The 21,947-nt window shown below is 60.5% G+C and carries 23 protein-coding genes; 12 read left to right on the plus strand and 11 right to left on the minus strand.

Annotation, left to right across the window (positions count from 1 at the left end; genetic code table 11):
* The first annotated feature begins 5 nt into the window (after nt 1-5).
* Genes ureE through ureG form a run of 4 tightly spaced genes read left to right on the plus strand, consistent with a single transcriptional unit; the run spans nt 6 to nt 2,350 of the window.
* On the plus strand, nt 6-485 hold the full coding sequence (gene ureE, locus CX511_RS12245) for an urease accessory protein UreE (RefSeq protein WP_045190131.1): 480 nt from the start codon (nt 6-8) through the stop codon (nt 483-485).
* A gap of 20 nt (nt 486-505) precedes the next feature.
* A complete protein-coding gene (locus tag CX511_RS12250; RefSeq protein WP_045190129.1) occupies nt 506-1,051 on the plus strand; it encodes a HupE/UreJ family protein in 546 nt (181 codons plus the stop codon).
* The gene (locus CX511_RS12255; RefSeq protein WP_045190127.1) at nt 1,051-1,725 is read left to right on the plus strand and encodes an urease accessory protein UreF; all 675 of its coding nucleotides are present in this window, start codon (nt 1,051-1,053) and stop codon (nt 1,723-1,725) included. The genes CX511_RS12250 and CX511_RS12255 overlap by 1 nt, the downstream gene beginning before the upstream one ends.
* 10 nt (nt 1,726-1,735) lie before the next feature.
* Nucleotides 1,736-2,350: an urease accessory protein UreG gene (ureG, locus tag CX511_RS12260; protein ID WP_045190125.1), complete on the plus strand. Its 615-nt coding sequence runs from the start codon at nt 1,736-1,738 to the stop codon at nt 2,348-2,350.
* Nucleotides 2,351-2,413: 63 nt separating this feature from the next.
* Here the strand turns inward: ureG and CX511_RS12265 are convergent, their stop codons facing one another.
* On the minus strand, nt 2,414-3,466 hold the full coding sequence (locus tag CX511_RS12265) for an NAD(P)-dependent alcohol dehydrogenase (protein ID WP_045190123.1): 1,053 nt from the start codon (nt 3,464-3,466) through the stop codon (nt 2,414-2,416).
* Between the two features lie 179 nt (nt 3,467-3,645).
* On the opposite strand from CX511_RS12265, the gene CX511_RS12270 reads away from it, so the two are divergent.
* The 6 genes from CX511_RS12270 to chrA all read left to right on the plus strand — a co-directional run bounded on the left by CX511_RS12270 (nt 3,646) and on the right by chrA (nt 11,867).
* Nucleotides 3,646-4,548 carry an AraC family transcriptional regulator gene (locus CX511_RS12270; protein WP_101291983.1) on the plus strand — a complete coding sequence of 301 codons (903 nt, stop codon included), beginning with the start codon at nt 3,646-3,648 and terminating at the stop codon, nt 4,546-4,548.
* A 341-nt stretch (nt 4,549-4,889) separates the two neighbouring features.
* On the plus strand, nt 4,890-6,794 hold the full coding sequence (locus tag CX511_RS12275; protein ID WP_101291982.1) for a M14 family metallopeptidase: 1,905 nt from the start codon (nt 4,890-4,892) through the stop codon (nt 6,792-6,794).
* A gap of 8 nt (nt 6,795-6,802) precedes the next feature.
* Nucleotides 6,803-7,828, plus strand: coding sequence for a helix-turn-helix transcriptional regulator (locus CX511_RS12280; RefSeq protein WP_231353413.1), 1,026 nt, complete (start codon nt 6,803-6,805; stop codon nt 7,826-7,828).
* A gap of 82 nt (nt 7,829-7,910) precedes the next feature.
* The gene (locus tag CX511_RS12285) at nt 7,911-9,653 is read left to right on the plus strand and encodes an amidohydrolase (RefSeq protein WP_045190115.1); all 1,743 of its coding nucleotides are present in this window, start codon (nt 7,911-7,913) and stop codon (nt 9,651-9,653) included.
* A 96-nt stretch (nt 9,654-9,749) separates the two neighbouring features.
* Nucleotides 9,750-10,490 (plus strand): TorF family putative porin, encoded by a 741-nt coding sequence (locus CX511_RS12290; RefSeq protein WP_101291981.1) that lies wholly within the window; start codon nt 9,750-9,752, stop codon nt 10,488-10,490.
* A 183-nt stretch (nt 10,491-10,673) separates the two neighbouring features.
* Nucleotides 10,674-11,867 carry a chromate efflux transporter gene (chrA, locus tag CX511_RS12295; RefSeq protein ID WP_101291980.1) on the plus strand — a complete coding sequence of 398 codons (1,194 nt, stop codon included), beginning with the start codon at nt 10,674-10,676 and terminating at the stop codon, nt 11,865-11,867.
* Here chrA and CX511_RS12300 read toward each other — a convergent pair.
* Both CX511_RS12300 and CX511_RS12305 read right to left on the minus strand, forming a co-directional pair.
* Nucleotides 11,830-12,129 (minus strand): DUF7693 family protein, encoded by a 300-nt coding sequence (locus tag CX511_RS12300; RefSeq protein ID WP_101291979.1) that lies wholly within the window; start codon nt 12,127-12,129, stop codon nt 11,830-11,832. The two genes, chrA and CX511_RS12300, sit on opposite strands and share 38 nt — an antisense overlap.
* 95 nt (nt 12,130-12,224) lie before the next feature.
* Nucleotides 12,225-12,611 carry a hypothetical protein gene (locus CX511_RS12305; RefSeq protein WP_045190106.1) on the minus strand — a complete coding sequence of 129 codons (387 nt, stop codon included), beginning with the start codon at nt 12,609-12,611 and terminating at the stop codon, nt 12,225-12,227.
* A gap of 164 nt (nt 12,612-12,775) precedes the next feature.
* Here CX511_RS12305 and CX511_RS12310 point away from each other — a divergent pair, with 164 nt between their 5' ends.
* Together CX511_RS12310 and CX511_RS12315 are read left to right on the plus strand one after the other, a co-directional pair.
* Entirely contained in the window at nt 12,776-13,333 is a 558-nt protein-coding gene (locus CX511_RS12310) for a MarR family winged helix-turn-helix transcriptional regulator (protein ID WP_045190104.1), read from the plus strand.
* A 6-nt stretch (nt 13,334-13,339) separates the two neighbouring features.
* The gene (locus tag CX511_RS12315) at nt 13,340-14,035 is read left to right on the plus strand and encodes an MOSC domain-containing protein (protein ID WP_045190102.1); all 696 of its coding nucleotides are present in this window, start codon (nt 13,340-13,342) and stop codon (nt 14,033-14,035) included.
* Between the two features lie 13 nt (nt 14,036-14,048).
* Here CX511_RS12315 and CX511_RS12320 read toward each other — a convergent pair whose 3' ends face one another.
* The 8 genes from CX511_RS12320 to CX511_RS12355 all read right to left on the minus strand — a co-directional run bounded on the left by CX511_RS12320 (nt 14,049) and on the right by CX511_RS12355 (nt 21,805).
* Complete coding sequence (locus CX511_RS12320) at nt 14,049-15,122, minus strand: NAD(P)-dependent alcohol dehydrogenase (RefSeq protein WP_045190100.1); 1,074 nt, start codon at nt 15,120-15,122, stop codon at nt 14,049-14,051.
* A gap of 261 nt (nt 15,123-15,383) precedes the next feature.
* A complete protein-coding gene (locus CX511_RS12325; RefSeq protein ID WP_101291978.1) occupies nt 15,384-16,199 on the minus strand; it encodes a gamma-glutamyl-gamma-aminobutyrate hydrolase family protein in 816 nt (271 codons plus the stop codon).
* Between the two features lie 304 nt (nt 16,200-16,503).
* Nucleotides 16,504-17,292 carry an amino acid ABC transporter ATP-binding protein gene (locus CX511_RS12330; protein WP_045190096.1) on the minus strand — a complete coding sequence of 263 codons (789 nt, stop codon included), beginning with the start codon at nt 17,290-17,292 and terminating at the stop codon, nt 16,504-16,506.
* Between the two features lie 18 nt (nt 17,293-17,310).
* Nucleotides 17,311-18,552, minus strand: a complete 1,242-nt coding sequence (locus tag CX511_RS12335; protein ID WP_101291977.1) for an NAD(P)/FAD-dependent oxidoreductase — start codon at nt 18,550-18,552, stop codon at nt 17,311-17,313.
* Nucleotides 18,553-18,577: 25 nt separating this feature from the next.
* Complete coding sequence (locus tag CX511_RS12340; protein WP_045190092.1) at nt 18,578-19,288, minus strand: ABC transporter permease; 711 nt, start codon at nt 19,286-19,288, stop codon at nt 18,578-18,580.
* The gene (locus CX511_RS12345) at nt 19,285-20,004 is read right to left on the minus strand and encodes an ABC transporter permease (RefSeq protein WP_045190090.1); all 720 of its coding nucleotides are present in this window, start codon (nt 20,002-20,004) and stop codon (nt 19,285-19,287) included. Before CX511_RS12345 ends, CX511_RS12340 begins: the two co-directional genes overlap by 4 nt.
* Before the next feature lie 138 nt (nt 20,005-20,142).
* Nucleotides 20,143-20,901, minus strand: coding sequence for a transporter substrate-binding domain-containing protein (locus CX511_RS12350; RefSeq protein WP_045190088.1), 759 nt, complete (start codon nt 20,899-20,901; stop codon nt 20,143-20,145).
* A 34-nt stretch (nt 20,902-20,935) separates the two neighbouring features.
* Nucleotides 20,936-21,805: a MurR/RpiR family transcriptional regulator gene (locus CX511_RS12355; RefSeq protein ID WP_045190086.1), complete on the minus strand. Its 870-nt coding sequence runs from the start codon at nt 21,803-21,805 to the stop codon at nt 20,936-20,938.
* Nucleotides 21,806-21,947 lie beyond the last annotated feature (142 nt).

Here is a 21,947-nt window from a genome sequence, read left to right on the forward strand (position 1 = left end):
CAAACATGATTGTTTTAACCCGCCGGCTGAGTGAGGCCGAACAGGTAAGCGCCACCGTGACCCTCACCCTGGACACCCGGATCAAGAGCCGGGTGCGCGTCACCCTCGACGACGGTCGTGAGGCCGGCCTGATGCTGGAGCGCGGCCAGTTGCTGCGCGGTGGCGAGCTACTGGGTGATGAAGATGGCCGTGAGGTGATTCGCGTACTGGCAGCCGCTGAGCAGGTGTCCACCGTGCGCTGTAGCGACCCGTTGCTGTTGGCGCGCGCCAGTTATCACTTGGGTAATCGCCACGTGCCGTTGCAGATCGATGCAGGGTTTGTGCGTTATCAGCACGATCACGTGCTCGACGAGATGGTGCGAGGCCTGGGTTTGCAGGTCACAGTCGAACAGGCACCGTTCGAGCCTGAGGCTGGGGCCTATCAGAGCGCACCGCACAGCCACTCCCATAGCGACCATCCCTTCGTGCGCGTCGCTCAGCACTGATCTTGATAAGGAGTATCACCATGAAAAAGACCCTCGCCCTGACCTTGCTGCTGGTGGCTGTTCCGGCCTTTGCTCACCCCGGCCATGACAGCAACCCGCTGCAGGATGGCCTGCTGCACCCGTTGACCGGCCTTGACCATCTGCTGATGCTGCTCGGCACTGGTGTGCTCGCGGCCTTGACCGGTCGCACCCTGGCGCTGCCGCTGTTGACGCTCTGTGCGATGTTCGGGGGCGCGTTGCTGGGCCATCTGTTCGGTGGTGTGCTGGGCATGGAGCAGATGATCATCGGCTCACTGCTGGTGGCGGGTGCCGCATTGTTGCTACCGGCACGTCAGCTCATGCTGGCCTTGGCCATGCCAGTGTTCGCCCTGTTCCACGGTTGGGCCCATGGCGTTGAAGCCAGCCCGGGAGCGTTCTGGGTGTTCAGCGCAGGCTTTGTCGCGGTCAGTGGCTTGCTGTTGCTGGCAGGCTATGGCGCTGGCCGTCTGTTGCGTCGTCATTCAGGTTTGCAAAAAGCCTGTGGCGGCGGCTTGCTGGCCGGTGCTGCCCTGGTGTTGGCGGGCTGATGAGCAGCGACCTGAGGCTACTGCGCCTGCTGCAACTGGCCAGCCCGAACCTGCCAGTGGGTGGTTTTACCTACTCACAGGGGCTGGAGTGGGCAGTGGAAGCCGGCTGGGTGCAAGGCGTCGAAGGCTTTCGCGCCTGGCAGCACCAGCAGGTGCAGGACACGTTGGGCTGCCTCGACTGGCCATTGTTGGCGCGCCTGTACCAGGCGTGCCGTGACCATGATGACCAAGCGTTCGCCCGCTGGAGCCAGTGCTTGCTGGCCAACCGTGAAACCGCCGAGCTACGCCTGGAAGAACGCCAGCGTGGCATGGCCCTGGCACGTCTGCTCGATGGCTGGCAATTGGCCCAGGCGCCTGAGTGGCGGTCCAGCCTGGCCATGAGCCAACTGAGCGGGATGGCCTGGTTAGGGGTGCATTGGGACATCCCGTTGCGTGACCTGGCCCTGGGCCATGGTTTTGCCTGGCTCGAAGGCGCTGTGATGGCCGGGGTCAAGCTGGTGCCCTTTGGCCAACAGGCGGCGCAGAGCCTGCTACGCGATCTGTGTGAAACCCTGCCCGAAGTGTTGGAAAACGCCTTGCAACTGCCTGACGACCAGTTGGGCGCCGGTTTACCGCTGCTGGCGATTGCCTCGTCCCGCCATGAAACCCAATACACCCGATTGTTCCGATCCTGAGGAAAGCCCTATGCAAAGCTATCAGCAACCCCTGCGCGTCGGTGTCGGCGGCCCGGTCGGCTCCGGCAAGACCGCGCTGCTCGAAGCCCTGTGCAAGGCCATGCGCGATCACTATGAAATCGCCGTGGTGACCAATGACATATACACCAAAGAAGACCAGCGCATCCTTACCGAAGCCGGTGCTCTGGAACCTGAACGCATCGTCGGGGTGGAAACCGGCGGCTGCCCGCACACCGCGATTCGCGAGGATGCCTCGATGAATCTGGCGGCGGTTGAAGAGCTGGCACGCAAGTTTGGCAACCTGGAAGTCATCTTCGTCGAAAGCGGCGGCGATAACCTCAGCGCTACCTTCAGCCCAGAGCTGGCTGACCTGACGGTGTATGTGATCGACGTGGCCGAAGGTGAGAAAATCCCGCGCAAGGGCGGGCCGGGGATCACCAAGTCGGATTTCCTGGTGATCAACAAGATCGACCTGGCGCCTTATGTCGGCGCATCGCTGGAGGTGATGGAAAAGGACACCCAGCGCATGCGGCCTGAGCGGCCCTGGACCTTTACCAACCTGAAAACTGGGCAGGGCTTGCAGCGGGTGATCGATTTTATTGTCGAGCGTGGAATGCTCCGCTAACGCGCAGGTTCACTGTAGCCGCAGCCTGGCAGCAGCGGCTACAGATCATTGTGCAAATGGCCCTCAAGCGTTGAGCGTCGCCATATCAATCACGAAACGGTACTTCACATCACCAGCAATCATCCGGCTGTAGGCCTCGTTGATATGACGGATATCGAGCATCTCGATATCGCAGCGAATGTCATGTTCAGCGCAGTACTCCAGCACTTCCTGGGTTTCGGCGATGCCGCCAATCAATGAGCCGGCCAATACCCGGCGCTTCATCACCAGATTCGCCGCGTGCAGGGCAGGGTCCACAGGCTCGATCAAACCCACCAGAATGTGCACACCGTCAAACTTCAGGGTCTGCAAGTAAGGGTTCAGGTCGTGCTGGACCGGAATGGTGTCGAGGAGGAAATCAAAATGCTCGGCGGCGGCCTGCATCTGCACCTCATCGGTCGATACGATTACATGATCGGCACCCTGGCGCCGGGCTTCCTCAGCCTTGCTTGGCGAGCGGGTGAAGAGGGTGACTTCAGCGCCCATGGCCTTGGCGAACTTGATACCCATATGACCCAGGCCACCCATGCCGAGAATACCGACGCGGTCACCGGGCTTGACACCATAGTGTTTAAGCGGCGAGTAGGTGGTGATGCCCGCGCAGAGAATCGGCGCGGCATTGGCCAGGTCGAGGGCGGCAGGGATACGCAGGACGAAACGCTCGCTGACCACGATGCTGTTGGAGTAGCCGCCCATGGTGTTGCTGGCGTCAATACGGTCAGGACTGGCGTAAGTCAGGGTCGGGCCTTCCAGGCAGTACTGCTCAAGATCAGCGCGGCAGGCTTCACAGTGCTGACAGGAATCAACCATGCAGCCGACGCCAACGCTGTCGCCGACCTGGTAACGGCTGACATTGGCGCCCACGGCGGTGACCTTGCCGACGATCTCGTGACCCGGCATCAGCGGGTAGACGGCAATGCCCCATTCATTGCGGGCCTGATGGATATCGGAGTGGCACACACCACAGTAGAGAATCTCGATCGCCACATCGTCAGGGCGCAGGGCGCGGCGCTGGAAGGTCATGGGGGCGAGGGGGGCGGTAGCGGACTGGGCGGCGTAACCGATAGCTGTGTACATAATTGCCTCTGCAAAGCGATCAACAGTGAATGCTGGCCATTGTCCGCAGGGGCAGGGAGGTTGCCCATCGTCATTCCTCCGCCTGTCATGCCTAAAGCTCCGTACTTGGTCGGCGTTTACGTACAGCAGGCCACGAAGCTGCGATGATGCCAGTGTCTATTCCTCCGTCCAGGTTCACCATGCAACTGACCCGTCACGTTGATGCCAATGCCACCCTGTGTGCCTTGATTCGTTCATTGGCCTCGCGCCCGGGCTTTGTCGACACCCACCTGCCGCAGGTCCAGGTGGTCTCGGCCTACGACTACGTGGCCAGCAGCCCGCAGATTTATGAACCGAGCCTGATGGTTCTGGCCCAGGGCAGCAAACTGGCGCGGTTAGGGCCGCGCACCCTGGAATATGGGGCCGGTCACTACCTGGTACAGGCGCTGTCGGTACCGTTCATGTGCGAGACCTTCGCCACACCGCAAGCGCCACTACTGGGGGTGGCCGTGGCGATTGACCGTATTGTGCTGGGGGAATTGGTGCAGAGCATGGGCCGGGCGCCGGATCAGGCGATCAAGGCGCAAACCCCGGAGTCAATGACCTCGGCAGTGCTCGATGAGGCCATGCGTGACAGTGTCGAGCGGTTGCTGCGCTGCCTGCAGGATCCGCTCGACAGCCAGGTGATGGGCGCTGCACGGGTGCGTGAAGTGTTGTATGTGGCCCTGCGCGGCCCGCAAGCGGGGGTGTTACGCGCCCTGGTCGAGCAGCATGGGCACTTCGCCCGCATTGCTGCAGCACTCAACCACCTGCGTGAGCATTACGCCGAGCCGTTGAGTGTCGAAGCGTTGGCCAGCTGCGCCAACATGAGCGCCTCGGCCTTTCATGAGCACTTCAAGCGCAGCACGCTGCTCTCGCCGATGCAGTACCTCAAGCGGTTACGCCTGCTCAAGGCGCAACAGATGCTGATCGGCGAAGGCTTGGGGGTGGCACAGGTGGCGCATCGTGTGGGCTATCAGAGCACCTCGCAGTTCAGCCGCGAGTACAAGCGCCATTTCAACCGCAGCCCGGGCGAAGAGCAGCCCTACCTGAGCCTGACGTGACTCGTAGCCGCTGCCGCCAGGCTGCGATCGGCTGCGAAGCAGTCGTCATCCTGTTACAGGGATGGGCCTGAGTGACGGCCGTTTCACGCCCTATCGCAGCCTGGCGGCAGCGGCTACAGGTGGTCATGAAGGCAATTACACGTCACCAAAATGCACCGCCAGCCACACAGTGGGCGTGCGGCTGGTCATACCAGAACCCGGCAGGGCTCGGTCTCGAAGTGTTCCAGAGCCGCCACAACGGGAACAGCGCTAAACAGGTTGTTGATCATCGCAGCATGACCCTCGTCTGGGCTGGCATTGTGGTTTATGGTGGCGTCTGCCACTCATGATAGGGATAGATCATGAAACACCCGCTTTTGCAGCCTCTGTGTGTCGCGATGTTGATCACTACCAGCCTGCCGGCGCTGGCGGCCTTACCCAGCGCCCCGTCCTACATTGACGATAGCGGCTATTCTCCGGCAGCCAAGCAGCGCATTCTGCCGCCCATGTTCGCGCAGACCCTGACCAGCACGCGTTACCTTGCCAAGGCAGACGACCCGCTGATCACTGTGGCCGAAGCCAGCGGTTTCAACCAGACCAGCAACTACGAGCAGACACGCGCGTACCTGAACAAACTGGTTGCTGCTTCCGGGGGCAGTGTCGTGCTGCACGAACTGCCGGAAAAAAGCGCCGAAGGTCATCCTATGATCATGGCCATTGCCTCGCTGGAAGTCGACAAGTCGCCGGCTGGGCTCAATGAATCGGGCAAGCCGACAATCTTCGTCGAGGCCGAGATTCACCCGGGTGAAGCCAATGGCAAGGACGCCATGTTCATGTTGCTGCGTGACATGACCACGGGTGACAAGCCTCTGGCCAGCGTGCTGGAGAAGGTCAACATCCTGTTTATCCCCACGGTCAACATCGACGGTGACCTGCGCCGCAGTGCCTATGGGCGGATCAACCAGAACGGCCCGCAGGAAACCGGGTGGCGGGTTAACGGCCTGAACTTCAACCTCAACCGCGACTTCACCAAGCTCGACAGTGCCGAAATCCGCAACGTCGCTTGGGTATTCAACACCTACGACCTGAGCTTTTTTGCCGATACCCACTCCACCGACGGCGCCATGTACCCCTACGACAGCTCCTATTGCCATAACGGCAACGGCTGGTCGCCGGCCAGCAGTGCCTGGATGGACAGTGTCATGCGGGCGCCGGTGTACCAGGCGCTGGAGAAGGAAGGGCATGTGGTGCATGAGTGCATCAGCCTCAACGACAACCAGGACCCGACGCAGGGCTACTACCCGTACCGTACCGACCTCGCCCGGTTTTCCAACCAATACGGTGACATTCGCAACGTCCCCTCGATTCTCATCGAACAGCATGCCTTGCATCCCTACCAGACCCAGGTGCTGGGCAACTATGTGATGCTCAACAGCATGTTTCAGGTGATTGGCGAGCAGTCAGCATCGCTCAAGGAGGCCATTCGTCAAGACCGTGAACGGGCAGAAACGCAACAGGACGTGACGCTCACCTGGAAACCGGGCAAAGCCCAGACCACGCCGTTCAGTGTCGGCGACTATCGCTACGAGCAGTCGCCGATCACCGGGGCCAAAACCATTGTCTGGAGCAACAAGCCCAAACAACTCAATGTGCCGGTAACCGGCAACACCGAGCCGGACTTGGTGACCAAACGCCCCCAGCAGTATGTGGTGCCAGCGCAATGGCGCGAGGTGATCGCCCGGCTCAAGGCTCATGGCATTCAGATGACCACCCTGGACAAGCCCACGGCGCTGGCGGTCACCCTGTACCGTATGGATGAGGTCAAGGTGGCCGGTGGATTTGAACCCGATCGCGCGCAAGTCAATCAGATCCCTGGCTACGAAGGGCGTCTGCTGGTCAGTGGGGTGGCCAAGCCGTTCGAGCGGCTGCAGACGTTCCCGGCAGGTTCAGTGGTGGTCGACCTTGATCAACCGTTGGGTGTCTTGGCTGTCAACCTGCTGTACCCCGAAAGCCCGGATTCGTTCTGGGCCTGGGGCTTCTTCAACTCGACTCTGGTGGTGGCTGAAGAGCCGGAGGAGTACGTGATGGAGCCGATGGCGCGCAAGATGCTCGCCGAAAGCCCGGCACTCAAGGCCGAGTTCGAGAAGAAACTCAAGGCCGACAAGGACTTTGCTGCCAGCCCGAGTGCTCGCTTGCAGTGGTTTTACCAGCGTACGCCGTTCTACGACGTGAACGCGTTTGTCTATCCGGTGGGAGCGGTGTATTGAGTGGCATCGTGCAAACAAAGCTGACTGAGCACACCCGCGCTGCGCCGTTGTCGATAGCAACGCTGCAGGCGTTCAACCGTTGTGTCCTGCAGTTGGCGTGCCTGGCGCGGGAGCGCGGAGGCACCGACTTCATCGCCGACGGCTTGCAGGCGTTCCGCCAACTGGTGCCCTTCGCGTCAGCCTGGTGGGGGGAGATGTCCGGCATCAGTGCCAGCGTCCCGCCCCGTAGCTGGATGCACGGACGCATTGACCTGCCGGCTTCGTTCGCCAATGAATGGCGATACGTGGCCGGCTTCGATAGCTTCGCCCACGACACCCTGGCAAGGCCGGGGCGAGTGTTGCGGGACAGCGAGTTCACCGACCCGGTAGAGGCGGTCAACGTGTTTGCCCGCCGCTATGACCTCTACCACCTGATGTGCATCACCTTCGAATTGCCTGAGAGCGGGCTGAATTTTTTTGTCTGCTTGTACCGCGGCGTGGACGAGGTGGCGTTCGACCTCAATGAGGAGGTGCTGTTTTCCGCTTTCTGCGATCACTTGCTGCAGCTGTGGCGTTTCCAGGTGCAAGACATGATTCGCCTGGATGTGGGCAGTGCTGCGAGTGATTTTGGCGTTGCCCGCCTGGACGGAAGCCTGTTGTACATTGGTGCACGTCTGTGTGCGGCGATTGAAAGAGAGGTACCCGGCTGGGGTGGTTCGCTGTTACCGCCTGCGGTTATCGAACAGTTGCACAAAGTCCCCTGTGTGATGCGCCTTGGGCGTTGTGCATTGACCCTGAGCCCGAATGCCAGTCATGTGATTTTGTCACTTGAAGCGCCGTCTGCGGGGGTAACGCTGGCACCAAGGGAACGCACCGCCGCGATGCTGTTCGCCGCGGGCCACTCCTACAAGGAAATCGCTCGAATACTGTCACTGAGCCCGGCCACGGTGCGCACGTACCTGCGCAATTGCTATGCGCAGCTAGGGGTCAAGAGCAAGGTGGAGTTGGGGTCCGCCTTGCGCTCAGGGCTGTCCGGGAGTGAAAAAACCGTCTGACCCTCCTCATTTGCAGAGGTCCGTTCTTTTGTTGCGCACGATAGGGTGTGACCAGCCCTGATAAAAACAAGAGAGCGTTCCGATGCAACGATTTATTCCCACGCTGTTGGCCACCACACTGGCCTTTTCCTCCCTGCAGGCGCTGGCTGCTGCCGACCTGGTGCTGGTCAACGGCAAGGTATATACCGCCGAGCCCGGCCAAGCCCTGATGCAAGCGGTGGCGGTCAAGGATGGCAAGATTCTGCAAGTGGGTAGTGATGCCCAAATCAATGCCTTGGCCGATGCCAACACCCAGCGTATCGATTTGGCGGGTAAGGTGTTGATGCCCGGCATGATCGATACTCACAGCCATCCGATCGCCGGTGGCTTCGCCAGCCTCGGCGCCAACCTGGAAGATGAAGTCAAGCCAGTAGCGGAGCTGGAGCAATGGATACTGGCCGAAGTCAAAGAAGGCCGGGGACGCGCCGGTGATGTCATCAGCATTGCCGGCACGAGTTCGGCGTATTGGGAGAAAAGCCGTGAGCTGGGGCAGGTGTTCAATCAGGGGCGCTGGGCAGACCAGCCACTGGTGCTCAACGGCATCGACGGTCACACGGGGTGGGCCAACAACGCCATGCTCAAACGCTTGAAGATCGATGCGGCAATGGTCAAGGGCCTATCGGAGCAGGACCGCAGCTACGTCGGTCACGAGGCTGACTTTACCCCCAATGGGTATTTTGCCGAGTCGCGCTGGGACCAGGTGCGTAGCGAGGTGCCGGCCGCCAGTGAGGAATTCATGCTCAAGGCCGCCCGTGAAGCGGTGAAGATCAACAATCAGTACGGTGTCACGGCCTGGATGGACGCGGCCTCCAACGCCGGCAGCGACGATTCGCTGTTTGATTTCAAAGCCACCGAACAAAGCTACGGCGTGTTGCCGCTGTACCGCGCGCTGGCCGAGAAGGGCGAGCTCAACGCCCATGTCGCTGCCTTGATGATCGCCAACCCCAAGAGCAAGCCTGCTGACCTTGAAGTACTGGCCAAGGTAATGAAGAAGTTTGAAGGCGTGCCCAACCTGAGTTTCCCGGGTATCAAGGTGTTCGTTGATGGTGTGTTGGAGTACCCCGGGCAGACCGCTGCGATGCTTGAACCCTACAAGAACAGCAAAAAAGATGGCCAATTGCTGATTGAACCTGCGCACTTCGGCGAGTTGGTGGTGGCAGCCGAAAAACGTGACTGGATCGTCCACATGCACGCGGTTGGCGATCGTGCAGTGCGCGAGTCTCTCAATAGCGTTGAGTTTGCACGCAAGCTCAACCACTCTGACAAGGTGCACAGTATCAGCCACTTGCAAGTGGTCGACCCCAAGGACTTTCCACGCTTCAAGCAACTGGGTGTGATTGCTTCCATGCAATTGCTCTGGGCCACTGGAGAGAATTACACCGTCGAGTTAGTCAAGCCGTACATTAGCGCCTCGGCCTATGGCTACCAGTACCCGGCTCACTCCCTGCAGCAGGCGGGTGCGGTGATTGCCGGTGCCAGTGATTGGCCGGTGTCCAGCCCTAACCCATGGAACGCCATTGCCCAGGCCAGCACCCGCAAAGGGCCGCTGGGGGTGCTCAACGCCAAGGAAAGCGTTGATCGCCAGCTGATGTTCCAGGCCTACACCCTCAATGCCGCCAAGGCCCTGCGCCTGGATCAGCAGATTGGTTCGCTGGCCCCCGGCAAGCAGGCTGACCTGATCGTCCTTGATCGTGATGTGTTCAAGGTCAGCGACGATGAACTGTTTGAAACTCAAGTGCTGAAGACCTTCTTCGCCGGCAAACAGGTGTACGCCCCCGCGTCCTGACCGCTCTCCCCGACGAACCCTGGCGCCTTGCCCTGCAAGGGGCCCGGTTTCGTCTGCACGAATCTGCCCGTACACCGATAACAATAAGGGTTTTGTATGAACGCACGTGCCATTTGCTCTCTCGCCAGCCTGCTGCTGGCGCCCTTGACCTGCCAGGCCCTGACCATGAACGATGACTTCAGCCTGGAACTGACCCTGGATGCGGTCAGTGACTATCGCTCTCGTGGGGTTTCACAAACCCTTGGCGATCCGGCGTTGCAGGCGGGTGCGACGCTGATCCACGGCAGCGGTTTGTACCTGGGGTCCTGGACCTCGAATGTCGACTATGGCTTCGACTATAAGACGCGCCAGGAAGTGGATTACTACGCCGGTTGGTACTGGCAGGCGACCGACGCCATCAGCCTCGACCTCGGTTACCTCAAGTACAGCTATCCGAAGGAAGGCCAGTTCAACATGAGCGAGGTCTACGCGATCCTTGACCTGTATGGGTTCAAGCTTGGCGCCTATTATTCGAGCGACTCACCGAATGCGTTTGGTAAGGATCAGGATACGTTGTACAGCTACGTGGGTTACAACGTTGCCTTGCCAGGAGAGGTGGGGCTGGAGTTGCGAGCAGGGCGCAATGATGTGAAGGATCCGGCGTTCTGGTCTGCCAGCGGGGATAACCGTGAAACCTATTATGAGTGGCAAGCCAAGCTGACCCGTGAGTTTGTCGGTATCACCTGGGGGCTGAGCTATATCGACACGGACCTGTCGAAAAGTGAGTGCGTCAGTTGGTACGGCTATGACGACCTGTGTTCGGCCACGGTGGTGGTCAGCGCCAACAAGACCTTCTGACGGGCCGTAGCCGCTGCCGCCAGGCTGCGATCGGCTGCGAAGCAGTCGTCATCCAGGCACAGTGATGAGCTTGATGACGGCCGTTTCACGCCCGATCGCAGCCTGGCGGCAGCGGCTACGTCTCGGTGCGCCATTACGCTGGATGATCTATTGTTCAACTTGCTGCTTTGAGAAGAACAATCGATGCCCTCCACCGAACAATGCCGTCCTTGGCAGGTCTTTCTGATTTTTCTGCGTTTGGGGCTGACGTCCTTCGGCGGACCGGTTGCCCATCTTGGCTATTTTCGTACTGAATTCGTGACGCGCCGCCACTGGCTAAGCGAGCGTGGCTACGCGGACCTGGTCGCGCTCTGTCAGTTCTTGCCCGGCCCCGCCAGCAGTCAGGTCGGTATCGCCTTGGGGCTGTCGCAGGCGGGCTATCGTGGCGCACTGGCCGCCTGGGTCGGCTTTACATTGCCCTCGGCGCTGGCCCTGATGCTCATTGCGCAGGGCATTACCGAGGCCGGCCAGGCGATGCCCGATGGCATCGTTCATGGCTTGAAAGTCGCCGCGGTGGCGATTGTCGCCCAGGCGGTGTGGGGCATGGGGCGCAACCTTTGCCCGGATTTACCGCGTATCACCGTGATGGTCGTGGCCAGTTGCTGGGTGTTGCTGATGCCGTCCGCCTGGATGCAGGTGGGGGTGATTGCAGTGGCGGGTGTACTGGGGCTGTTCATCTTTAAGCCGGATCAACCCGCGGACCACGACGCCTTGCCCGTCACGGTCAGCCGCCGCGCCGGGCTGTACTGGCTAACGCTGTTTTTTATACTGCTGATGGGTTTACCGCTGCTGAACGCGCTCTGGTCCAGCCAGACCCTTAGTTTACTGGCTGCGTTCTACCGCAGTGGCGCGCTGGTGTTCGGCGGTGGTCATGTGGTGCTGCCCCTGCTGCAGGCCGAGGTAGTGCCAAGTGGCTGGGTCAGCAATGAAACGTTCCTTGCCGGCTACGGCATTACCCAAGCGATGCCTGGACCGCTGTTCACTTTCGCTGCGTTTCTCGGCGCCTCCATGCAAAGCGCACCGTCGGGTTGGCTGGGAGGCTTGCTGTGCCTGGTTGCGATCTTTGCGCCATCGTTCTTTCTGGTGTTTGGCACGTTGCCGTTCTGGGAGCAGATGCGGCGCAACCTGCGCATGCAGGCGGCGATGCAGGGCTTCAATGCAGCGGTGGTGGGGCTGCTGCTGGCGGCGCTCTATCAGTCCGTGTGGATCACTGCCATCGTCCAGCCACAGGATGTTGTTCTGGCCCTGGTCGCATTGATGGCGCTGATGGTCTGGAAGCTGCCACCTTGGCAGGTGGTGATTATGTGCGCGCTGGCTGGGTGGTTGTCGGTGCGGTAACCAGCAGGTGTTCGATCTGAGCCAATTCCCAGGTACTGAGCAAGCTGACCGGGTCGGTATCGCGGGGCCAACTGTCGAGCGAACCCTGGCGGCCATCGACACTCTGACAACGCAGACAGTGATGCAGGCGAGCGCCGTCGAAGTCCAGTGTCATGCGCCAACCGTCAATATCGACTTCTGCACCCAGGCGGCGTAAAGGGCGAATGCCCTGGGCGGCGTCGCGCAATTGTTGGTAGACCTCGCGCGCGGTAAGCATGAGCATCAATCCTGTGGTCCTGTGATGGGAGAAGTTAAACCGATCGCTTGCGTACTTTCAGCGTGGAGTAAATACGCTTGCTCAGTGTGGACATGTTTGTATCAGGCATCGCGCAACAAGTCTTGAGCGTCCAACAGCCGATAGGCAATTTCCGGCTGCCGCTCCAGGGCCCGGCGAATGGCCGCCGGGATACTCTGCCGGGTCTTGCGACACAAGCCCGGCAGTGCTTCGAGTTGGATGGTGAAACCGCGCATGGTCCGCACTTCATTATCGCTGGGGCTGATCTGCAGGCGAATGCCCAGGTTCTCGTAGAGCTTGCGTTGCATGTGCTCAAGGTCGGCCAGGCTCTGCAGGTTTTCCAGGCGTTCGAGCAGGCGTTTTTCCTCTTGCCGGGTAAGCAACAGGATGCGTGTGTCCTGCAGCGTTTCACGGCCGCAATCACAGGCGCCGGGCGGGCAGGGGGTGCGGGTTGGCACGGAGGCGTTCATGACCTCCAGCATAGCGATGTGTGCGGGCTTTTGCCCAGAGGCGAACCGATGCCTGTCGTCGGCGCGGCCCGCCCCTGGGCTGCGCCGCGTTCTTGTCCTGGCCTTTGTCAATATAGTTTTTATTCGATACTATTTATCGCCATCTTCATTCGAGACCGCCTGACGTGCTATTCGACCTGTTGGAAAGGCTGTCGAGCCTGACCCGCGTCTGGTTTCGCCAGCACCCGCTGCTGGCCGACCTGCAGCCAATACAGCTGAGTGCTTTGTTGTACCTGGCGCGCTGCAACCGCTATTCGAATACGCCGCTGGCGGTCACTGAGTACCTGGGGTTGACCAAGGGCACAGTCTCGCAATCGCTCAAGGCACTGGAAGGCAAAGGTCTGATCAGCAAAACGCAGGATGCGGCAGACAAACGCAGCGTGCACCTGAGCCTGACTGCACCTGCGCGGGCGTTGCTCGCGGCGGTGATGCCCCCGGACTTTCTCGCGACAGCGAATGCGCGGATGGGGGCGCGTGGTCAGGATCTGGAGCGTTTGCTCGGCGAATTGCTGCGCACTATCCAGCGCCAGGAAAACGTACCGGGCTTCGGCCTGTGCAAGACCTGCCGATTTCATCGCAAGACTGCCACTGGAGGCTTTTGCCAACTGACCCAGGAGCCATTGGCCGCAGCCGAGCGCGAATTGATTTGCCGCGAGCATCAGCTCGCCGAAACGACGGAGTAAGTGCCTATGACCGCCACCCCCTTCACACTTGACGCGGTACTGACCGGCAAGGCCGTGGCCTACACCCGGCCAGGCTCCTGCAGCGCCATTGATAAGCAACTGCGCACCGGCGAGCTGACGGTGAACGAGCTTGGCCTGGGCGGCGACGAGCAGGGTGACCTGCGGGTCCACGGTGGCAAGGACAAGGCCATCCACCACTACCCACGCGAGCACTATGCACTGTGGGCTGGCGAGCTGGGCGCGCAGACGTTGTTGCAAGCACCAGGCGCCTTTGGTGAAAACTTCAGCACCTATGGCTGCACCGAACAGACGGTATGCCTGGGTGATCGTTTTCGCGTGGGCACGGCATTGTTGGAGATCTCCCAGGGGCGCATGCCGTGCTGGAAGCTCAATGATCGTTTTGGGGTCAAGGACATGTCGCTACGAGTTCAACAGACGGGGCGTACAGGCTGGTATTACCGAGTGCTGGAGGAGGGTGTGCTGGCCGCGGGGGCATCATTTGAGTTAATTGCTCGTCCGCATCCGCACTGGTCGGTGGCGCGCTTGTCAGCGGTGTTGTTCGACAAGCAGGTGGATGTAGCGGTGATTCGCCAGTGCCTGGAATTGCCCCTGGCGCCTTCCTGGCGGCGCACTCTTGAGCGCCGCCTGGAAAAAGCTGCAGTGGAGGACTGGTCGCCACGCCTGCTGGGACCGCAGGCGTGAGCCTTGTCAGGGTTTAAGGAGTGATCGCGACCTTCATCACGCCATCGCGCTGGTGCGCGAACAACTCGTAGGCGGCTTCGATATCGTCGAGCTTGAAGCGGTGGGTGACCAAGGGCTTGAGGTCGACGCTGCCACTGCCGACCACTTCCATCAACCGCCGCATCCGCTCCTTGCCACCGGGGCACAGAGTGCTGACGATGCTGTAGTCGCCCAAGCCCGCGCCAAACGCCGAAAGCGGGATGGTCAGGTCTGACGAATACACGCCCAAGCTCGACAGAGTACCGCCGGGGCGCAAAACACGCAGGGCAGACTCAAAGGTCGACTGGGTGCCCAATGCTTCAATGGCCACATCCACACCGCGACCGCGGGTCAGGGCCATGATTTGCTCCACCACATTGCCCTGCTTGAAATCCACTACATGGGTGGCGCCCAACTGGCGGGCGACGGTCAGGCGTGCGGCAACGGTGTCGACCCCGATAACAGTGGTTGCGCCCATCAAGCGAGCCCCGGCAACGGCGCACAAGCCAATGGGACCCAGGGCGAACACCGCCACCGTGTCACCAATGCGTACGCCGCCGCGCTCGGCACCGGAAAACCCGGTGGACATGATGTCCGGGCACATCAGCACCTGTTCATCGCTCAGGCCGTCGGGAATGGGCGAGAGGTTGGCCATGGCATCGGGCACCAACACGTACTCGGCCTGACAACCATCGATGGTGTTACCGAACTTCCAGCCGCCGGCAGGGCGAAATCCGTGGGGCGTACCGGGCCCATCCTGAGACGCACAGCCACACAGGCAGGCGTAGCTATGGCCACTGGGGGTGATGGCGCCAGCGATAACCCGCTGGCCCTCAGTGAACCCCTGGACCTGACTTCCGAGCTTTTCAATGATGCCCACCGGCTCATGACCGATGGTCAGGCCTTTGGCGACGGGGTACTCACCGCGCAGGATATGCACGTCGGTGCCGCACAGGGTGGTAGTGGTGATGCGCAGCAGCGCGTCGGAAGGGCCTACCTCGGGGATAGGTTTTTCATCCAGAACAATACGGTTCTTTTCAACGAAGATTGCCGCTTTCATGCGGGACATGGCCATTTCTCCTGAGCAGGTGTGCGTGGCTGGGTCGTGCAGTCTTCGTTCAGGGTGCGCGTGTTGGCGGTTAAACGCTATTGATTAGAATCATCAAAACAGCGCGCTGCTTTGATGTGGGAGCCAGCCTTGCTGGCGATGGGAGCGGCGCGCAGGCAGCTGTTGCGCGGTGTCTGAATCGCTGGCAAGGCCAGCCCCACACCCTCAGCATTAGACAGTCACTGAGTTTGTGTAGGGGTTGGCCTGCGCGATTACAGTGAATCAGGCAGCTGTGCTGTACTTCTTCACGCCTTGAGCCTTGGCCACTTGCTGGCGGCAGGCTTCACCGAAGGCCTCGAACATCTTCACCGAGTCCGGGTTCTGCGCAGCTTGCCATTCCGGGTGCCATTGCACGGCGAACAAGAAAGGCGACAGGCTTGGGGCATGGATAGCCTCTACCAGGCCATCTTCCGCGCGCGCCAGTGGCTCAATGCCTTTACCGAGGTTTTTCAGGCCCTGACCGTGCAGCGAGTTGACGCGGATCTCGTCGCTTTGCAGCAACTTCTGCAACCAGCTGCCTTGCTCCAGACGTACGCTGTGAACAGCGCTGTATTGCACGTCGACCGGATCGTCGGGGTTTTCCCGGTGATCGTTGAAGCCCGTTTCGGCGTAGACCTTCTGGTAGATATCGCCACCCAGGGCTACGTTGATTTCCTGCATGCCACGGCAGATGCCGAAGATCGGCAGGCCACGCTCGATTGCCCGTTTGACCAGTGGCAGGTCGAACAGGTCGCGATCGCGGTCCTGGGCTTTGCCTGGGGTTTCGTTCTCCTGGCCGTACAGCGCCGGATCGATATTGCTACCGGCACCGGTCAAGTAAACACCATCGGCCATGTCCAGGTAGGTTTCGAGCTCGTCGACGCCGCAGCAGGTCGGTACCAGTACCGGTACGCAACCGGCATGTTCAACCAGCGGCACGATGTATTTGTGGGTCATGACCTGATAGTTGTGACCTTTGCGCTCTTGGGCGCCCATGGTCATCAGCACGACGGGTTTGCGAAGGGTTTGTTTCTTATTGCCAATGTTGCTGTTGGGCATATGTCACCTTGGGACAGGCGCGGCCTGTCATTATTGTGCAGGCGCGCACTAAAACCTTTGCGCTACCTGAGGTTTCGAGCACTGCCGGAATGGCGCAGAGGGCCAGTGTTTCCGGTCGAAACCTGTCATACAGCTTGCCAGAGCCGTTTAATATGTCAAACGACTTCAGATTGCGCGGAGGAAGCCTGTCATTGCTTGAATGCAATTAACGCTATGCAGGCCTTGCCAGCCGGTGCTCCCAAGGTTTTTATCGGTTAATTATAGTTGACAGTGTAGCGATGGGCTGCAGTGCAGCCCACGCGGTTCAGTGCAGAATTTGTGCAAGAAACCCCTTGGCCCGTGCACTCTGTGGGTTGTTAAAAAACGCTTCAGGGCTGGCGTCTTCGATAATCTGCCCGCCATCGAGAAACAGCACCCGTTCTGCCACCTGCCGGGCAAAACCCATCTCGTGGGTCACGCAGAGCATGGTCATACCGGTGTCAGCGAGCTTGACCAGCACGTCCAGTACTTCGGCAACCATCTCCGGGTCGAGCGCCGAGGTGGGCTCGTCAAACAGCATGATCTTCGGTTTCATGCACAGCGCCCGCGCAATCGCCACGCGTTGTTGCTGGCCACCGGAAAGCTGGCTGGGGTATTTGTTGGCCTGGCTCTCGATCCCCACCTTGTTCAGGTAGAACCGTGCGCGTTCCTCGGCGTCCTTGCGCGACAGGCCGCGCACACTCATCGGTGCCAGGGTGCAGTTGTCCAGCACACTCATGTGCGGAAACAGGTTGAAGTGCTGGAACACCATGCCGATTTCACTGCGCACATCGGCAGCTTGACGGGTGGTCAGGGCAAGGTCGGTGTCGTTGACGCGGATTTGCCCTTTCTCAGCGATTTCCAGGCGGTTGATGCAACGGATCAGCGTGGATTTTCCCGAGCCGGAAGGCCCGCACAGGACGATACGCTCACCTTCGCGCACGTTCAGGTTGATGTCGCGTAGCACATGGAAGGCGCCATAGTGCTTGTTCAAACCCTCGATGCTGACCACGACTTTGCGCGGATCGGTGTGTGGAGCAGGGGTGCTTGCTGCAAGGCTCAGTGAAGCGGTCATGTTGTTATTCTCCCGCAATCAGTTGAAGCGTGCCGCGCTGTAGGGCGCAGGGTCGGTAAAGGTTGTTTCGCCGGTGAGCATCTCGGCCAGCAGACGGCCGCTGACTGGCCCCAGGGTCAGGCCGTGATGGGCATGGCCGAAGTTGAACCACAGGCCTTTGTGCCGGGCTGCCGGGCCGATCACCGGGCGCATGTCCGGCAGGCACGGCCGCCGCCCCAGCCAGGGCTTGGCGTCCAGGCGCTGGCCGAGGGGGAAGATCTTGCGGGCCAATACTTCACAGCGTTTGAGCTGGATTTCATTGGCGGCGTCATTGCTGGCGGCAAATTCGATACCGGTGGTCAGGCGTATGCCTTGGGCCATCGGTGCGAGCACATAACCACCCTGGGCATCGCAGATCGAATGCTTGAGTTCAGCGCCAGCATGGCCCTGGTAATGCATGTGGTAGCCGCGTTTGATTTCCAGTGGAATGCGGTAGCCCAACGGTTTGAACACGTCAGCCGATTGCGGACCAAGGGCAATCACCACCTCCGGCGCGGTGATTGGGCCCTGGCGGCTGTCCACCTGCCATTCACTGGCGACCTGGCGCAGGGTGCGGGCATCGCCATGGATAAACTGGCCGCCACGTTTGACGAACAGTGCCGCGTAGCCGCGGGTCAGGCCGCCGGGGTTGGTGACGGTCTTGGGGTCGAGCCAGTGAATACCGCCGACCACGTTGTCGCTGAGGTCTGTTTCGCGCTCATGCAGTTGTTTGCGCTCAAGTGTTTCGTAGCGTAGGCCATACGGTGCGAGTGCCTGCGCATCCGCCTTGGCCTTGCTGAAGGCGGCGTCGTTGCGAAACACCTCGATCCAGCCGCTGGCCTTGACCAGGTCGCCAAGCCCGGCGGCATCGATCAGTGCGTCATGTTCTTCCACGCAGCGTTGGACCAACGGCAACATCGCACGGGTGGCGACGGCCAAACCGGCTGCAGAAGAGTTTTGCCAGTACTTGAACAGCCAGGGCGCGACCTTGGGGATATGGGTCAGGCTATAGCGCACATCCGGCTGGCGATTGAGCCCGTAGCGCAGCAGGCTCGACAGCTCGCGAGGGAAGGCGTAGGGGATCACGCTGGAACGCTCGATCAGGCCGGCGTTGCCATGGCTGGTGCCGCTACCGGGCTCGTCGCGGTCGATGAGGATCACCTTGCGACCGCGAGCCTGCAGGTGAAGGGCCGTGCTGACGCCAACGATACCGGCGCCCAGAACGATGGTTTGACAATGCATTGGAACAGTCCTCACAGGCAGGCGATCAGCGCAGGTGGCGGCCCAGTCGGGCTTCTATATGTTTGAGGCTGCGGCGCACGATCTCGACGATCAGCAAATAGAGCACCGCGGCCCAGAGGTAAATCTGGAAATCGAAGCTGCGCGAGAAGGCCAGTTTGGTTACGCCCATCAGGTCGTAGATGGTCACCAGCGAGGCAATCGCGCTGGCCTTGATCATCAGGATCAGTTCGTTGCCCAGAGGGCCGATGGCGACGATCATCGATTGCGGCAGGATCACTTTGAAGAAAGTGGTCGAACGTTTCAGGCTCAGCGCCTTGGCCGCTTCATACTGGCCGGGGGCAACCGCCAGCAGGGCGCCGCGAAAGATCTCGGCCTGATAAGCGGCGGTGTTAAGCACGAAAGCCAGCAGGGTGCAGTACCAGGCGTCGCGGAAGAACCACCACAGCCCCACGTCCTGCCAAAAGCCTTTGAACGAACCCAGGCCGTAATACAGCAAGAACAGCTGTGCCAGCAGTGGCGAGCCGCGGAAGAAATAGATGTAGCTGGCGCTTAGGCGCTGCAACACGAGGTTGTTGGACAACCGGGCCAAGGCCAGCAGCATGCCGAGCAGGGCGCCGAGGGTGAAGGAAATCGCCACCAGCTTGCCGGTGACCAGCAGGCCGTCAATAAAGCGCGGGCCGTAACGCTCCAGCAGATCGGGGTCCAGCACCAGTGCCAGCAGTTGATCGAAACTCATGTCCGGGCACTCCGCAGGTGGCGACTGAAGTACTGTTCGATGAAGACGAAGACCCGTCCCGACAGGGCGGAAAACAGCAGGTAGCCCAGGCAGGCGACACCATAGAAGAACATCGGCTCCTTGGTCACACTGACCGCCAGGTTGGTCTGGCGCATCAGGTCAACCAGGGAGATGGTCGACACCAGCGACGTGTCTTTGAGCAACGACAACCAGTTGTTTGACAGGCCCGGCATGGCTATGCGCACCAGTTGCGGAAAGATCACCTTGCGAAAGGTCGTCGCCTTGCTCAGCCCCAGGGCTTGGGAGGCTTCGTATTGCCCTTTGGCGACAGTCTTGAAGGCGCCCAGCCAGATCTCACTGGAAAAGGCGGCGAACACCAGGCTAAAGGCGATCATGGCGGCGAGGAAAGTGTTGATCAGCACTTCGCCTTCGTAACCCATGGCGGCGAGGATCTTTTGCGCGGCGATCTGGCAGCCGTAGTAAATGATCAGCAGCGTGAGCAGTTCCGGCAGGCCGCGGAATACCGTGGAAAAAATCGTTGCAGCGGCGCGTGGAAAACGCTTGGGCGAACGGGCCATTAGCGCCACGCCCAGGCCAAGCGGCAAGCCGATGGGCAGGCAGGCCAGGGCCAGGGAAATGGTCACCAGCGCGCCGGCCAGCAGGGCCTGACCCCAGCCGCCGCTGGCAAAGGATAACAGGGACAGTTGTTCGAGCATGGGCGAACCCTCTTGCGAGACAGACGCGCACCCTCGTAGGTGCCGGCCTTGCCAGCGATAGCAGCAACGCGGTGTCAGTCAGTCCGCGGTGTCTGCTTCGCTACCAAGGCCAGCGCCCACAGGTGGCCTGGGCCAGGATTACTGATAGATATCGAAGTCGAAGTAACGACTGGCGATCTTCTTGTAAGTGCCGTTGGCGACGATTTCGTCCAGCGCCTTGTTCAGGCGCTCACGCAGCGCTTCGTCTTCCTTGCGCACAGCAATCGAGGCGTCGGCCTTGGTGCCATTGACGTCGCCAAGGATCTTGCAGCAATCCTTGCCAGCCTTGCCCAGCCATTCGGTCAGCGGGAACTTGTCGGCGATCACGCCATCCAGGCGCCCGGCGGCGAGGTCAGCGTTGGCCTCATCGAGAGTAGGGTAGAGTTTGACGTCAGCGCCGGCCTTGCCGTAGACGTCTTCGGCGTAAATGGCCTGGGTCGAGGAGGCTTGCGCGCCGACGGTGTAGCCCTTGAAGTCAGTCTGGGCGTCGGTGATCTCGCTGTCTTTGGGAACGGCGACCGACAGTGGCGTCTTGTAATAGTGATTGGTGAAGGCGATCTTCTTGCGGCGCTCTTCGGTATTGATCATCGAGGCGACCACCGCATCGTACTTCTTGGCCATCAGCGCCGGAATGATGCCTTCCCAGTCCTGGGCCACCAGTGTGCATTCCACCTTCATCTGCTCGCACAGGGCCTTGGTGATATCGACATCAAAGCCGTGCAACTGGTTATCCGAATCGACATAGTTGAACGGCGGGTAAGCGCCTTCAGTGGCAATCTTCAGGGTTTCGGCCTGAACCTGGGTAGCGCCGGCGAGCAGCAGGGCGCACGCGCCTGCAAAGCGGATAACGGGTTTCATGTTACACCTCGATCTGTTGTTGTATGCACTCTTGCTATTGTTTGCTCGCTGACGTGTAGCCAACGAATTCGTTGTGTAGAGCAGCAGTTGCTTCCAAGCGTTTTTCAACATCCGGTCCGAGCTTCTTGCAGACCTCGTTGACCATCAGGTGTACCCACGACAGCATCGTCGCGGTGGACTCCCAGAACAGATTGAATTCGGTGGGGATGCGAAACACCTCGGCGGCATTGGCATCGGCCCAGTCACAGAAGGTGTCAGTCACCAAGGTGACCGGGATGCCTGCTTGGTGGGCTTTGTGGCACAGGTTCAGGGCATGGCGTGAATAGCGCCGCGCTTCGAACACCACCAGGGCGCAATCGGCCGGGTCGCTGAGTAACACCTCACCAAAATGCCCGGCGCTGCCATCGACCAGTTGCACACCGTCACGCAGGTATTGCAGCAAGTGGGCCATGCACATGGCAACGCCACGTTCGGTCTGAAAACCGGCGACAAATACCTTGGGCCGCTGTGCCAGGCGCTGGCTGACCGCCTCCCAGGCCGTCGTACGGCTGTATTCATAGACCCGCACCAGCGCCCCGACTTCCTGCTCGAGGCTGCGGGCCAGGCCTGCGGCATCTTTGCCATGCTGTTGGCGAAATTCTTGCAACCGATCGCCCACCAGCCAAGGGCCATCACCGAGGTCGTCCTTGAGGTCGTGTTTGAGCGCCTTGAGGTGTTCATACCCCAAGGCCCGGCAGAACCGCCCGACGCTGGATTCGCTGACGCCGACTTTAGCCGCCAGGCTTGCCGAGGTTTCGAAGGGCAGGTCGGTGAGGTTGGCGAGCATGTAGCTGGCGATCTTGCGGCCGGAAGCGGCTGCATGGTGCAGGCTGTTTTCCAGGCGTTGCTTGATCGGTTGGCTCACGGGCAATTCTCGAGGTCGGTTGCACTTGGCAACAGAAAATGAATGTTTTCTGTCATCAAGTCAATATTTGACAGTTTGCTGTCACAGGAGGAAAGTTTCGCCATTGCTCACTGCTGTCGCCCATACCAAATCCAATAAGGGA

This window comes from Pseudomonas sp. S06B 330 (genome assembly GCF_002845275.2).
In the GTDB taxonomy this organism is placed as follows: Bacteria; Pseudomonadota; Gammaproteobacteria; order Pseudomonadales; family Pseudomonadaceae; genus Aquipseudomonas.

What these genes read in the sequence shown, in the direction of transcription:
- CX511_RS12340 (WP_045190092.1), bottom strand. Translation starts at nt 19,288, where the DNA reads ATGAGTTTCGATCAACTGCTGGCACTGGTGCTGGACCCCGATCTGCTG.
- CX511_RS12275 (WP_101291982.1), top strand. Translation starts at nt 4,890, where the DNA reads ATGAAACACCCGCTTTTGCAGCCTCTGTGTGTCGCGATGTTGATCACT.
- CX511_RS12285 (WP_045190115.1), top strand. Translation starts at nt 7,911, where the DNA reads ATGCAACGATTTATTCCCACGCTGTTGGCCACCACACTGGCCTTTTCC.
- chrA (WP_101291980.1), top strand. Translation starts at nt 10,674, where the DNA reads ATGCCCTCCACCGAACAATGCCGTCCTTGGCAGGTCTTTCTGATTTTT.
- ureE (WP_045190131.1), top strand. Translation starts at nt 6, where the DNA reads ATGATTGTTTTAACCCGCCGGCTGAGTGAGGCCGAACAGGTAAGCGCC.
- CX511_RS12325 (WP_101291978.1), bottom strand. Translation starts at nt 16,199, where the DNA reads ATGCCCAACAGCAACATTGGCAATAAGAAACAAACCCTTCGCAAACCC.
- CX511_RS12345 (WP_045190090.1), bottom strand. Translation starts at nt 20,004, where the DNA reads ATGCTCGAACAACTGTCCCTGTTATCCTTTGCCAGCGGCGGCTGGGGT.
- CX511_RS12250 (WP_045190129.1), top strand. Translation starts at nt 506, where the DNA reads ATGAAAAAGACCCTCGCCCTGACCTTGCTGCTGGTGGCTGTTCCGGCC.
- CX511_RS12305 (WP_045190106.1), bottom strand. Translation starts at nt 12,611, where the DNA reads ATGAACGCCTCCGTGCCAACCCGCACCCCCTGCCCGCCCGGCGCCTGT.
- CX511_RS12335 (WP_101291977.1), bottom strand. Translation starts at nt 18,552, where the DNA reads ATGCATTGTCAAACCATCGTTCTGGGCGCCGGTATCGTTGGCGTCAGC.
- CX511_RS12320 (WP_045190100.1), bottom strand. Translation starts at nt 15,122, where the DNA reads ATGTCCCGCATGAAAGCGGCAATCTTCGTTGAAAAGAACCGTATTGTT.
- CX511_RS12330 (WP_045190096.1), bottom strand. Translation starts at nt 17,292, where the DNA reads ATGACCGCTTCACTGAGCCTTGCAGCAAGCACCCCTGCTCCACACACC.
- CX511_RS12270 (WP_101291983.1), top strand. Translation starts at nt 3,646, where the DNA reads ATGCAACTGACCCGTCACGTTGATGCCAATGCCACCCTGTGTGCCTTG.
- CX511_RS12350 (WP_045190088.1), bottom strand. Translation starts at nt 20,901, where the DNA reads ATGAAACCCGTTATCCGCTTTGCAGGCGCGTGCGCCCTGCTGCTCGCC.
- CX511_RS12255 (WP_045190127.1), top strand. Translation starts at nt 1,051, where the DNA reads ATGAGCAGCGACCTGAGGCTACTGCGCCTGCTGCAACTGGCCAGCCCG.
- CX511_RS12315 (WP_045190102.1), top strand. Translation starts at nt 13,340, where the DNA reads ATGACCGCCACCCCCTTCACACTTGACGCGGTACTGACCGGCAAGGCC.
- CX511_RS12290 (WP_101291981.1), top strand. Translation starts at nt 9,750, where the DNA reads ATGAACGCACGTGCCATTTGCTCTCTCGCCAGCCTGCTGCTGGCGCCC.
- ureG (WP_045190125.1), top strand. Translation starts at nt 1,736, where the DNA reads ATGCAAAGCTATCAGCAACCCCTGCGCGTCGGTGTCGGCGGCCCGGTC.
- CX511_RS12300 (WP_101291979.1), bottom strand. Translation starts at nt 12,129, where the DNA reads ATGCTCATGCTTACCGCGCGCGAGGTCTACCAACAATTGCGCGACGCC.
- CX511_RS12265 (WP_045190123.1), bottom strand. Translation starts at nt 3,466, where the DNA reads ATGTACACAGCTATCGGTTACGCCGCCCAGTCCGCTACCGCCCCCCTC.